The sequence below is a fragment of the Novosphingobium lindaniclasticum LE124 genome (assembly GCF_000445125.1).
Taxonomy (GTDB): Bacteria; Pseudomonadota; Alphaproteobacteria; order Sphingomonadales; family Sphingomonadaceae; genus Novosphingobium; species Novosphingobium lindaniclasticum.
In genome coordinates, this window is the sequence record NZ_ATHL01000069.1 from 22,860 (window position 1) to 34,858 (window position 11,999).

The window sequence follows — 11,999 nt, forward strand, 5'->3', positions numbered from 1 at the left end:
TCAGATCTCGAAAGCGCGTGTGGACGGAACGGGTTTTAGCGCTGGCTCCGCCACATCGCCGAGGTCCGCCAGTATCGGGCAGTCGGGCCGATGATCCCCGGCGCAGCAATCGACCAATGTCTCCAGCGTGTTCGCCATTTGCTCGAGCCGCGCGATGCGGGCGCGCAGTGCCTCGATGTGCGTCGCTGCGATGCGCTTTACGTCGGTGCTCTGCCGCGAACGGTCCCGCCAAAGATTCAGTAGCTCGTTGATCTCCGCCACGACGAACCCTAGATCGCGCGCACGTCGGATGAAGCGCAGCATGTGCACGTCTGCGGGGGCATAATCTCGATAGCCTGAATCCTTGCGCCCAGCTGGAGGGATGAGGCCGATGGCCTCGTAATGCCGGATCATCTTGGCCGAAACGCCCGACTGCTTCGCCGCTTCCCCGATGTTCATCGCGTAGCCTCCTTTATATCTGCGGCATCGGTTATGATCCAACCATGCTCCATCGACCTGAACGCGCGCAGGCGCAAGGCATTCCCCAGAACAAAGACGCTGGACACTGCCATGGCCCCGGCCGCGAAGATTGGGGAGAGGAGGATGCCCCATTGCGGGTAGAGCGCACCTGCCGCCACCGGGATCAGCACCACGTTGTAGGCAAAGGCCCAGAACAGGTTCTGGCGGATGTTGCCGATGGTAGCGCGCGAAAGGCCGATGGCTGTCGCAACACCCTTCAGGTCCCCGGACATCAGCACCACGTCCGCCGCGTCGATCGCGATGTCCGTACCGGTGCCGACGGCCAGTCCGACATCCGCCTCGGCCAGGGCCGGTGCGTCGTTGATGCCATCGCCGATGAACGCCAGGCGCCCATGGCTTGCGCGCAGGCGGCGCACCGCTTCCACCTTGCCTTCAGGCAGCACTTCGGAGACGACCTCGTCGATCCCGAGCCGGCGCGCGATGGCTTCGGCCGTGCCGCGGTTGTCACCGGTGATCATCGCGACCTTCAGGCCCAGCGCGTGGAGTGCATGGATTGCAGAGGGTGTGCTCGGCTTCACAGGGTCTGCCACGGCGATGATCGCGGCCAGCCTGCCGCCGATGACTGCATAGAGCGGCGACTTGCCTTCGCTGGCAAGGCGACCGGCGGCTTGGGCGAATGCTCCGGGTTCGAGCCCCAGCTCGCCCATGTAGCGTGCCGAGCCGACCTGCACACGCTCTTCGTCCACCAGTGCTTCGACGCCGAGCCCGGTCTCGGATGCGAAGGCGGTGACGGGCGGCAGTGCCAGCCCCTTCTCCGCCGCTGCATCCACAATTGCGCGAGCGATTGGATGCTCGGATTTGTCCTCAACCGCCGCGACCAGCGCAAGTACGCGGTCTCGATCAAAACCGGGGACCACGTCCAGATCGGTGAGGGCGGGATGGCCTTCGGTCAGCGTGCCGGTCTTGTCCACGGCGACGACGGCGGTTTCCTTCAGCAGCTGCAGCGCCTCGCCCTTGCCGAACAGGATACCCAGCTCCGCGCCACGACCGGTGCCGACCATGATCGCCGTGGGCGTGGCGAGGCCCATTGCGCAGGGGCACGCGATGATGAGCACCGCCACCGCGTTCACCAACGCGAAGCTCAGGGCCGGTGAAGGTCCGAACGCGAGCCAGAGCCCAAACGTCAGCGTCGCTACACCCATGACGGCCGGCACGAACCACATCGTCACCCGGTCCACAATAGCCTGGATCGGCATCTTCGATCCCTGCGCCTGTTCCACCATGCGGATGATCTGCGAAAGGACCGTACCATCGCCCACGGCCATGGCGCGAAACGTCAGCGCGCCATTCTGGTTGACGGTGCCGCCGACGAGCGATGCACCCGGCTTCTTCGATACAGGAACAGGCTCGCCGGTAATCATGGACTCGTCCACGTAGCTTTCGCCTTCCACCACCTCTCCGTCCACCGGAATGCGCTCTCCGGGGCGCACTTCCACCAGATCGTCGCGCGTCACTTCCGCCACGGGAACGTCCACCAGCGCCCCTTCGCGGCGAACGCGGGCGACTTTCGGCTGCAGCCCGACCAGTCGCCTGATCGCTTCCGAAGTCCGTCCCTTGGCGCGTGCCTCCATGTAGCGGCCTAGCAGCACCAGCGCGACGATGACGGCTGCGGCCTCGTAGTAGACATTGACCGTGCCCGCCGGCAGCATGTCCGGCGTGAAGGTCGCCACCAGCGAATAGCCGTAAGCTGCCAGCGTGCCCACTGCGACCAGCGAGTTCATGTCCGGGGCAAGCCGCAGCAGGGCCGGGATCCCCTTGGTGTAGAACCGCAGGCCGGGGATCGCGAGGACCAGCGTCGTCAAGGTGAACTGGACGTACCAGCCGGTGCGCAAGCCCATGTCTTGGGCCAGAAGATCGTGCACGCCGGGTATCAGGTGCGAACCCATCTCCATCAGAAACACAGGCAGCGCCAACACGGTGGCGATGATCAGGTCCCTTCGCACCCCGATGCGTTCCGCGTCCTTGCGGCCGGTCGTTTCATCCTGCGCTCCTTCGCCGGATCGAACGGGCGTTGCCTCGTACCCGGCACGGGCGATGGCGGCCACAAGTTCGGGCAGGCCGGCGGTGCCGCGCACCGACGCCCTTTCGGTGGCAAGGTTGACCAAGGCTTCGCTCACGCCCGGTACTGCCTTCAGCGCACGTTCCACCCTGCCGACGCAAGACGCGCAAGTCATGCCCGCAACAGCAAGTTCCGTGGTGGCGGCAGGCACAGTGTATCCAGCGTCTTCTATAGCCTGCACAATGGCGGCATGATCTACGTAGCGATCGGACACGACATCGGCACGCTCCGTCGCAATGTTCACGCTTACGTCCTGCACACCGGAAACCTTGTGAAGCGACCGCTCCACCCGTCCCACGCAGGACGCGCAGGTCATCCCCTCGATCGGCACAGTCAGCCTGATGGCCGTTCCGGTATCTGGGCTACTTGTAGTTTCCATGTAGTTCATCGTTCGTCGCCGGTTTCCGGATCAGTTGGCTCCTCAGATGAGGCTTCCCATCGTTGGAAGGTCAAGGCCTGCCCCAGCCGCAAGCTGCGCTCCGGGGCCCGTTTTACATTTTTATCCGCTTCCTCTTGACCTTCCAATGGTGGGAAGCCCCACCTCCCGCTGCAATGGAAGATCGAGGAGTAACGACGATGCAGTTCCTGGTTCCGGACATGACATGCGGATCGTGCGTGAAGCATGTCCGCGAAGCTATTACGGCTCTCGACTCGAGCGCCACGGTGGAGGCAGACACCGTCGAGCGGAAGATTTCGGTAAGCACCACGGCGCTGCAAGCCGATGTGGAAAAGGCGCTGGCGGATGACGGCTATCCCGTCACTGCCATCTGATCGAAAATGCGGGAGAACACATTAATGAGCAGGTTCACCAGCATTGCCGCGGTCAGTGCCGGGCTGCTCGCAGCCGGCACCGCACATGCCACGCCCCAGACAGGAACGCAGTCCATGACCCATCACGATCACGCTGGCCACGGGCAGGCGCCTGCCTCCACCGATCCGGTCGTTCGTGACTATCAGGAGGCGAACGATCGGATGCACCGTGACATGGCGATAGAGTTCACGGGCGATCCGGACGTGGATTTCATGCGAGGCATGATCCCTCACCATCAGGGCGCAATCGACATGGCCCGTGTCGCGCTGAAGCACGGCAAGGATCCAGAAGTGCGCAAGCTCGCCCAGGAGGTCATCACGGCGCAGGAAACCGAAATTGCCATGATGAAGGCTTGGCTCGCCCGGCACGAGAAGAAGTGACCGCAGCCAAGACTGCGTGCTGGCCGGGGCCCGTCTGCGGACGGGTCCCCGGTTTCGGGCGTTCAGGCCGCTGCCTTTACGGCCACTTTGCCTGACACATTGATGGCGACACCGCCCTTCTTGAGGATACCGCCGATCAGGCAAGCCTGGTCGGCAGCCTGAATGGCGGCTTCCACTTTCGACACCGCCTCGTCTCCGGCACCTTCCGGAAGCTCGATGTCGACAGCATGATCGATGGTGAAGTCCGGCTTCTTGGGGTCCGATGCCACGGACTGCAGCGTCAGGAAGTTGGTAGGCACTTTCTTCATCTGCAACATGCCGACTAGCGTCAGCAGGTAACAAGTGGCCGCCGATGAGAGCAGGAAGCTCTTTGGGTCGCCGCCTTCACCGGTGCCGCCCAGATCCGTTGGGATTGCAACAGGCACATGCACTGCGGCCGTTTCCACCTGGCCCGATCCTTTGATGTCTCCAGTCCATGTCGTGGTGATTGAAGTTTGCAAGGTAACTGTCCTTTCTTTTGCTTTGGTAAAGCCATCCACCGCTCCGGCGCTAGGACGACGGAGCGAACTTGCTTTGGTGCGCGGTAACGCGAACAGGAGATGCGATGATGATCGTTCCCGATGTCGATGCCTGGGTGATCTTCGCCAAAGTGGCGGAGCATGGTTCCTTCAGCCGCGCGGCAGAGGACATGGGCGTTGCGAGCACGACTGTCTCTAAGACCATCACTCGCCTGGAGCAGCGCCTGAACACGACGCTTTTCCATCGCACGACGCGCAAGCTTTCGCTTACCGAGACCGGGCGCATATGCGTGGAGCGTGCGACGCGCATCCTGTCCGACGGCCGGGAGATCGAGAGCGAGATCCTGGAAGAGGCACGGGTGCCGCGTGGCCGTGTACGGATGGCCTGCGTCACAGGTTTCGGCATAGAGACGGTTGTTCCGGTGCTTCCCGCATTCCTCCAGGCTCAGCCCGGAGTGGAAGTCGATCTGATCCTGACCGAGGATGAAGTCGATGTGGTCGGCGGCGGCTTCGATCTGGCTCTGCGCATCGGGCCTGCGCGCGACAACTCGCTGCGGATGAGCAGGCTGGTGTCGTTTAGGCGGCGTCTGGTGGGCGCGCCGTCGCTGCTGGAGCGGCTTGGCGAGCCGCAGGACCTCGACGACCTCGCCAGGCTGCCCGCCGTCATTCCCACCAGCGTTCCATGGGGCGCCGAGTGGGAGTTCCGCCGGGCGGAGGGTGAGACGATGTTCGTCCCCATGTCGGGCTCGTACCGGGTCAACCATGCCGCCGCTGTGGTTCCTGCCGCCGTTGCAGGTATCGGTGTGGCCTTGCTGCCGGACTTCTTCGTCTGGCAGGAACTGGCCGCCGGTCGGCTGGTGGAACTTCTTCCCGGTTGGTCGGCTACCGAGAAGTCCGCCTATATCGTCACGCCGCCCGGACGCGCGCGCCCGGCCCGTGTCCGCGTGCTCATGGAATTCCTTCGCGATCATTTCGCACAGCAGTCCTGGGCCCGGATCGGGCAGGATGGTAAAGAATAGCCCGAGTGGCCGGCGCTTCATGGCGCAGTGCCACCGCCCAGGCTGCGAACGAGCGCAACGTCGAGGATGAAGCGCCGTGAGCGCAGGGCCGCCAAGACACGGCGGCGTTCGAGCAGCCTGTCCTCCACGATCAGCACCGACTGGTAATCGGTGGCACCCTGCTGGTAGCGCAGCTGTGCGAGGCGATAGGCCCTCTCTGTGGCGCGCAGGGCGTCCTCAGCGCCGGCGAGCCTGAGGGCAAGCTGCCGGCTGCTGACCACGACGTCAGCAACCTCGCGAAGAGCCTGCGTCAGCACTTCGTCGTAGCTTGCCACGGCGATCTCGTACTGCGCCCGCTTGCCCCGGTACTCCGCCCGCCGCCGCCCGCCGTCGAAGATAGGCAGATCAATGGCCGGCCCCGCCGATCCCACCTCGCTGCCGCCGTTCAGCAGATTGTCCAGCCCCAGCGATTCCAGCCCGATCAGGCCAAGCAGGTTCACGTTGGGATAGAATCCCGCCTCTGCAACTTTGATGAGCTTGCCCGCCGCCTCCACCCGATACCGGGCAGCGCGGATGTCGGGCCTGCGACCGAGCAATCCGCTGGCAAGATCGCCGGGTAGTCCGAAAGCAGGGGGCAGCGGCGTGCCCGGCCGGACAACGTGCGCCCCGCGATCCGGGCCAGCGCCCAGCAACGCGGAGAGTCGATTGCGCGCAAGGCCGATAGCTTCGTCCGCTGCGGCCAGATCCGCCCGTGCTGCCGGAGGACCTGCTTCGGCCTGCGCCAGATCGGCATCGGAATCGTATCCATGCCGTACGCGCGACCGGAGGATGTTCAGCGTCTTCTCGCGTACCTCGAGTGTCTGCTCAAGCACGTCTCTGTCGTTGTAGAGGCGCACTATGTCCGCGTAAGTCGCGGCCACCGAGGTGGATAAGGCAAGTTGCGCAGCCGCCATGTCCGCCCTCGCCGCCTCGGCTTCCGACGTGGCTGCCGCAAGCGCTGCCCGATTCCTGCCCCAGAGGTCGAGTTCCCAAGCGAAGCCGAGGTGCACGCTGCCGTAGTCGTGATAGCCCTGGCGCTCGGGCAGGACCGGGATACCGCTTCGGGTACTAGGGCGGCTGATGGATGGCGATCCGTCGATGGAGATCGAAGGCAGCGTGTCCGCCCGCGCCGCCCCGGTCATGGCCTCGGCAGCCCGGAAACGCGCCGCAGCCTGCGCCATCGACGGCGCATTGCGCAGCGCCTCCTCGATCAGTGCATCCAGTTTGGGATCACTGTACGCCTGCCACCAGCGCGGAGCGGGCCAGCGCCCGTCCGGCGCAGCGAAGCTGGCCTCATGGCCGTAGGTCGTCACAGGCTTCACGTTCGCTACAGGCCCATCGTCCGGCGGGGTGGCGCAACCTGTGACCAGTGCCGCCAGCATGATAGGGAGTAAGGCTTTCACGACCAGGTCGCGCACTTAAAAGTGCCGCCGATCAGCCATGACAGCAGGCCTGCGTGGGAGCGGCCGTCGACGTGGGAGCCGACCTCTATCCGGGGTGTCACGGACATGCCAGTAGCGAGCCGGCCAAGCGCCGACTGGCCGGAATCCAGTAGGATTCGCACGGTGAACCGCCGCACGATCTTGGTGAAGTTGCCGGTTGCATTATCCGGCGGGATCACGGCGAATTCTGATCCGCTTGCGCCCTGCGCGCCCTCCACCACGCCGCAGAAGGTGGCATCGGGCACTGCATCGACGGACATCTGCACCCTGTCCCCGGGGCGGATGCGGCCCAGCTGCGTCTCGCGTAGATTGGCCTCGACCCACAGCCCCCTTGTCGGCGTGATCGCCAGAAGGCGCGTGCCCGTGTTCACATACTCGCCGAGGCGGACGCTTCGTGCAGCCACGCGGCCTTCACGCGGTGCGACGATCCGCGTGCGCTTCATGTCTGCTTCGGCCCGTGCGAGTTTCGCCCGTGCAGCTTGCAACCGCGCTTCGCCCGAAAGCCTCTCCGCTTCCAGTACGTCCAGCTGCTTGCGCGCGACATCGGCCTCGGCCACCGTGCGCGTCACGCCCGAGCGCGAGCGGATGTTCTCCGCCTCCGCAGTCTCATAGAGCTGCCGGCTCACGGCGCCTTCCCGCACGAGAGCGTTCGATCTGGCGAAATCGGCACTGCTGCGTGCCGCGCCTGCACGGGCGGAGGTGACTTCGGCATCGGCCACCTTCACTTGCGCGTGTTGCAGCCCGGCCTGCTCGGCGTTCTGGCGCAGTGCGGCTTCGGCCTGCGCCACTTCGGCATCGGCATCGTTCACCGCTGCGCGATAATCGGTAGGGTCGATCTCCAGCAGCAGTTGCCCAGGGGACACGCGATCATTGTTCTCCACGCGCAACGCCGTGACATACCCGGGCACTTGCGGCGAAACGAAAGTCACGTCACCTTTCACATAGGCGTTGTCGGTGGAAACGAAGGCGATGCTCTGGGGGCCGTAGGCGTAGATGCCTGCGACCAGCAGGAACGCGCTTCCCGCCACCGTCATCGCAGCGCCTACCCGATGGTGCGCAAGCCAGGTTTCCCGCTCCGGCGCTTGCTTGGGCGCTTCGGGCTTTTCCTTAGGGGCGAGGGCAAGTGTCTTCATGGGTTTGTCCTTGGGGCGCGCGGATCGGGCGCCGGTTTGTCGGCAGGGACGGCGGGGAGCGCCCATACGAGGATCGCGCCCAGCGCCAGCACGATGGTGGTGACGAGGAAGGCATCGCCGAACGCAAGCGTGAAGGCCTGGTTGCTGGTGGTCTTCCCTAGCGCCGCCACTGCTGCGGCATGGGCCGCCTGCGGGTCGGTCGTCAGACGGGCGAGGTTGCCGGAGAACTGTCCAAGGCGCCGCATCGTTTCGGGCGATGTCGTGCTCACCGCTTCAACCAGCCGGGCGGAATGGAGCTTCTCCCGCTCCACCACGATGTGGGAAACAATCGCCGTTCCGATACCGAGAGAGAAAATGCGCGTGAGGTTGAGGATCATGCCGACGGTAGGGCCGTCCTGCGGCGTGGCGTCGTGAACGACGAAGCGCAGGATCGCGATGCTGAAGAAGCCCATCCCTGCGCCCGCCGCAAGAGCGCCCCAGCGCAGCTGCTCCGCCGCCCAGGTCGGATCGAGGCCCATGCACAAGCCTGCGGCCACGGCGAAGCTGGCGAGTCCGGCACTCAGCAGCCAGCGGCCATCGTGTCGCCTGCTCCACCAGTAGGATAGCCCCAGCGCGCTTGCGGCGGCAGGGATCATAAAGAGGAGGATGCTGCCGGTATCGAGCGGGCGATATCCCTGTAATCGGCCGAGATAGGAAGGGACGGTGTAGAGCGCGAACATCTGCCCGAAGCCGAAGAACAGCGAAAGAACGATGCCCCAGGTGAACGTCGGACGGCGAAAGACCTGAAGGAAGAGCAACGGCCTGCCATGTTGGATGAGGCCGACGTAGGACGATACGACCAGGATTAGGCCGCCGAGGCTAAGGGCGGGCACCCACCATGCCTCAAGCCAGAAGTGCCGCTCTCCTTCCGAAACCGCGAACAGCAGCATGGAAAGGCCGAGCACCAGCAGCAGGTAGCTGGACCAGTCGAAATCAGCCAGAAGCTCGGGCCGACCTTTTTCATGACGCAGCAGGAAGTGCGTGGCGAAGCAGTAAGGCAATCCCAGCAGGGCCTGCGCCCAGAACAGCGCTTGCCAGCCCAGGTGATCGACAAGCAGCCCGCCAATCAGGGCCGCTGCGCCGAAGAACAGCGATGTGGACGTGCCCACCATGGTGATGCCTTCGAAGCGCCCCGCGCCCGGTTTCAGAGACGTCATTACCAGCAGCATGAACATGAGCGGCATGGCAGCGTCGAAGAAGCCCTGGAGGGCGCGCGCCACTAGCATCGCATCGAGGTCAGCTACGATGGCACAGAGGGCAGAGCTAACCACGAAACCGGTGGACATGACTGCCAGCGTGCGGCCGCGGCCCACTCCAAAGAAGGAGAGCGGCGTCGCCAGCACGCCCGCGATGGAGCCCAAATTATGGACCGTGCCGACCAGCGCCGCGTCGTCCGCCGAGATGCCGAGGCCACCCGCCACATCCGCGATCGAAATCAGAGCGACCACGGGGAACAACGATCCCACGACTGCACCATAACCCGCAACGCACAGCGCGAAAATGGGTGGTCGGTTCTGAGTGGGAAGAGACAAGGCATTTTCCGCTGGAGAGAGGCTGATGCCGCAGATAGATGATAGAGAAAGCGCTGATAAGGACCGGAATGGCAGATGATTGATGCCGCAAGGATCCTAATCGTTTCCATCATCAGCGAGTTACTGGCTCCGATTGCTGCGGAGTTCGGCCTTGACCTTCCCACGGTAGCAAGCCCGACAGCATACGCGAACGGCGCTCAAAGGAGAGTTCGCGATGTGTCGACTTCAATGCTATCGGCCAGACCAGCGGCGGCTGTGCTCGTGCGATCACAAGCGCGATGCTGCCCATTCAGCCACTAACGTGACCACCGTACTTTTGATCTACACCGCCATCGTTCGCAGACGCCGTGGCAAAGGCGGCTAACGCCCCGAGCGCCAGGATTAGCCAAGACTTGGCAAGACGCTGGTCGGAGAAGCGGCACGTCTCGTCAGCTGTTACGGCTATCGTCGACTTCAACTTCGTCAGCGGATGATCTCGCACCATGAAGGTGCAACGGCAATGGTCAGGGCGGTCTTGCAGTACAGCGGTAATCTTTGAACCAGCGCGCTCGTATTCGCGTCGTTGCCGACGTGGAGCACGAGATCCCGAAGAGGAAGCGGCGGCGCGCCACAGCGATTCATCCCGACATTAACTTGGGTGCGGTCTGGCCAGCAACTTACGAAAGAACATGCAATGTCGAACGCTAAAATTCACAGGAGCGGATCATCGAGGCTCGCGCTGCCGCTGCTGGTCATTACAACAGCGCAGCTGATGTTGGTGCTCGACGACTCGATCGCGAACATCGCGCTGCCGTCAATCCAGAACAAGCTGGGCGTTTCACAGGTTAATCTTCCATGGGTGGTGAACGCCTATATACTGGCCTTCGGCAGCTTGCTTCTGCTCGGCGGAAGGGCAGGCGACTTGTGGGGGCGGCTTCGAATCTTCAGGTTCGGAATTGTCTTGTTCAGTGTTGCATCGCTCCTGGTCGGAATGGCCCCTAGTGGTGAGTGGGTGATCGCTGCCCGTGCGGTGCAGGGGATCGGAGCGGCGACTACCGCACCCAATGCACTGGCGCTCATCGCCACCACCTTTCCGGAGGGAAAAGCCCGCAACACTGCCGTTGCAGTGTACGGCGCCATGTCGGCGCTCGGTATCGTCGTTGGGCTTCTCCTAGGTGGCGTCCTGACAGCGTTATTGGACTGGCGTTGGGTGTTCTTCATCAACGTGCCGATCGGCGCGACAATTCTATTCTTAAGTTGCGTTCTGAAGGAAGCGGAACGGCATAGCGGAAATCTCGATCTCATGAGTGCCGCTCTCGGCACTTGCGGCCTCGCGGCGTTGGTGTTCGCGATTACACGGGGCGGCGAGCATGGATTTGGCGAAGCCACCGTGCTCGCTTCCTTTGCGGGTGCCGCGATCCTGATACCTGCGTTTCTTGTGCGGCAGGCACGGGCTGCCCGGCCACTCCTACCGCTGCACCTGCTGGCGGACCGGAACCGTGCTGGATCTTACGCAACCATCCTGCTGCTCGGCTTCGGTCCCATGAGCGGCCTGTACATTCTTACCCTCTATATGCAGCACATCCTTCGCTTCACTCCTCTGCAGACCGGCTTGGCATGGTTACCGTTCGGCTTCGGGATCGTTGTCGCCGCCGTGACAACGTCGAAGCTCGCCAGCAGCGTCTCGACCCAGCGGCTGACTGGCGCCGGAGTGTTGATTGCCACTGAGATGTGACCCGGGGTTTTCATTGAGAATTGACCCGGGTGGGTATGGGTTATGTGCTGCCGTATCCTGGCAGGTTCAAGATGCTGGCTTCTCCTTTCTGGCTTTTGGCGCAGCGGTGCTGGCACGGAAGCGGAAGCTGTCGTTTCCGGTTTCCAGGATGTGGCAGTGGTGGGTTAGCCGATCGAGCAACGCGGTGGTCATCTTGGCATCGCCGAACACGCCAGCCCATTCGCTGAAGCTTAGGTTGGTGGTGATGACGACGCTGGTGCGCTCGTACAGCTTGCTGAGCAGATGGAAGAGCATGGCTCCGCCCGATGGGCTGAAGGGCAGATAACCCAGCTCGTCGAGGATGAGCAGGTCGAGACGTAGCAGGCGTTCTGCCAACTGGCCGGATCGGTTCATGGTCTTTTCCTGCTCAAGCGCATTGACCAGATCGACCGTGGAGAAGAAGCGAACCTTCTTGCGGTGATGCTCGACGGCCTGGACGCCCAGTGCCGTTGCGATATGACTCTTGCCGGTTCCAGGCCCGCCAATCAGCACGACATTGTCGGCGTTTTCCATGAAGTCGCCTTGGTGAAGCTGGCGGACGAGGGCTTCGTTGATCTCGCTGGCGGCAAAGTCGAAGCCAGCCAGATCCTTGTAGGCCGGGAAGCGGGCCGCCTTGATCTGATAGGCGATGGACCTGACCTCGCGTTCGGCCATCTCTGCCTTCAGGAGTCCAGCGAGCATCGGCACGGCAGCATCGAAGGCAGGCGCGCCCTGCTCGATCAGTTCGTCGGCGGCCTGAGCCATGCCGAACATCTTGAGGCTGCGCAGCATGACGA

General features: G+C 63.6%; 11 protein-coding genes. 4 read left to right on the forward strand and 7 right to left on the reverse strand.

Annotated elements, in window-relative coordinates:
• Together cueR and L284_RS34075 are read right to left on the reverse strand one after the other, a co-directional pair.
• The gene (cueR, locus tag L284_RS34070; protein WP_021233805.1) at positions 1 to 438 is read right to left on the reverse strand and encodes a Cu(I)-responsive transcriptional regulator; all 438 of its coding nucleotides are present in this window, start codon (positions 436 to 438) and stop codon (positions 1 to 3) included.
• The gene (locus tag L284_RS34075; RefSeq protein ID WP_052018372.1) at positions 435 to 2,957 is read right to left on the reverse strand and encodes a heavy metal translocating P-type ATPase; all 2,523 of its coding nucleotides are present in this window, start codon (positions 2,955 to 2,957) and stop codon (positions 435 to 437) included. The genes cueR and L284_RS34075 overlap by 4 nt, the downstream gene beginning before the upstream one ends.
• Positions 2,958 to 3,154: 197 nt before the next feature.
• On the opposite strand from L284_RS34075, the gene L284_RS34080 reads away from it, so the two are divergent.
• Positions 3,155 to 3,349: a heavy-metal-associated domain-containing protein gene (locus L284_RS34080; protein WP_031342008.1), complete on the forward strand. Its 195-nt coding sequence runs from the start codon at positions 3,155 to 3,157 to the stop codon at positions 3,347 to 3,349.
• Positions 3,350 to 3,373: 24 nt separating this feature from the next.
• A complete protein-coding gene (copM, locus tag L284_RS34085) occupies positions 3,374 to 3,769 on the forward strand; it encodes a CopM family metallochaperone (RefSeq protein WP_021233808.1) in 396 nt (131 codons plus the stop codon).
• Between the two features lie 62 nt (positions 3,770 to 3,831).
• Here the strand turns inward: copM and L284_RS34090 are convergent, their stop codons facing one another.
• On the reverse strand, positions 3,832 to 4,308 hold the full coding sequence (locus L284_RS34090; protein ID WP_160172114.1) for an OsmC family protein: 477 nt from the start codon (positions 4,306 to 4,308) through the stop codon (positions 3,832 to 3,834).
• Positions 4,309 to 4,373: 65 nt separating this feature from the next.
• Between L284_RS34090 and L284_RS34095 the strand changes: the two genes are divergently transcribed.
• On the forward strand, positions 4,374 to 5,306 hold the full coding sequence (locus L284_RS34095) for a LysR family transcriptional regulator (RefSeq protein ID WP_021233810.1): 933 nt from the start codon (positions 4,374 to 4,376) through the stop codon (positions 5,304 to 5,306).
• A 17-nt stretch (positions 5,307 to 5,323) separates the two neighbouring features.
• On the opposite strand, the gene L284_RS34100 is transcribed toward L284_RS34095, so the two are convergent.
• The 3 genes from L284_RS34100 to L284_RS34105 are packed head-to-tail and all read right to left on the reverse strand — an operon-like array spanning position 5,324 to position 9,470.
• Positions 5,324 to 6,742 (reverse strand): efflux transporter outer membrane subunit, encoded by a 1,419-nt coding sequence (locus L284_RS34100; protein ID WP_021233811.1) that lies wholly within the window; start codon positions 6,740 to 6,742, stop codon positions 5,324 to 5,326.
• Positions 6,724 to 7,899: an HlyD family secretion protein gene (locus tag L284_RS0124080; protein WP_021233812.1), complete on the reverse strand. Its 1,176-nt coding sequence runs from the start codon at positions 7,897 to 7,899 to the stop codon at positions 6,724 to 6,726. The genes L284_RS34100 and L284_RS0124080 overlap by 19 nt, the downstream gene beginning before the upstream one ends.
• Positions 7,896 to 9,470: an MFS transporter gene (locus tag L284_RS34105; RefSeq protein WP_160172115.1), complete on the reverse strand. Its 1,575-nt coding sequence runs from the start codon at positions 9,468 to 9,470 to the stop codon at positions 7,896 to 7,898. The genes L284_RS0124080 and L284_RS34105 overlap by 4 nt, the downstream gene beginning before the upstream one ends.
• A gap of 673 nt (positions 9,471 to 10,143) precedes the next feature.
• Between L284_RS34105 and L284_RS34115 the strand changes: the two genes are divergently transcribed.
• A complete protein-coding gene (locus tag L284_RS34115; RefSeq protein WP_021233815.1) occupies positions 10,144 to 11,184 on the forward strand; it encodes an MFS transporter in 1,041 nt (346 codons plus the stop codon).
• Positions 11,185 to 11,250: 66 nt separating this feature from the next.
• Here L284_RS34115 and istB read toward each other — a convergent pair.
• Positions 11,251 to 11,999 (reverse strand): IS21-like element helper ATPase IstB (istB, locus tag L284_RS34120; protein ID WP_021233816.1); only part of this gene is annotated, 749 nt, incomplete at its 5' end.

What these genes read in the sequence shown, in the direction of transcription:
- cueR (WP_021233805.1), bottom strand. Translation starts at nt 438, where the DNA reads ATGAACATCGGGGAAGCGGCGAAGCAGTCGGGCGTTTCGGCCAAGATG.
- L284_RS34075 (WP_052018372.1), bottom strand. Translation starts at nt 2,957, where the DNA reads ATGGAAACTACAAGTAGCCCAGATACCGGAACGGCCATCAGGCTGACT.
- L284_RS34080 (WP_031342008.1), top strand. Translation starts at nt 3,155, where the DNA reads ATGCAGTTCCTGGTTCCGGACATGACATGCGGATCGTGCGTGAAGCAT.
- copM (WP_021233808.1), top strand. Translation starts at nt 3,374, where the DNA reads ATGAGCAGGTTCACCAGCATTGCCGCGGTCAGTGCCGGGCTGCTCGCA.
- L284_RS34095 (WP_021233810.1), top strand. Translation starts at nt 4,374, where the DNA reads ATGATGATCGTTCCCGATGTCGATGCCTGGGTGATCTTCGCCAAAGTG.
- L284_RS0124080 (WP_021233812.1), bottom strand. Translation starts at nt 7,899, where the DNA reads ATGAAGACACTTGCCCTCGCCCCTAAGGAAAAGCCCGAAGCGCCCAAG.
- L284_RS34115 (WP_021233815.1), top strand. Translation starts at nt 10,144, where the DNA reads ATGTCGAACGCTAAAATTCACAGGAGCGGATCATCGAGGCTCGCGCTG.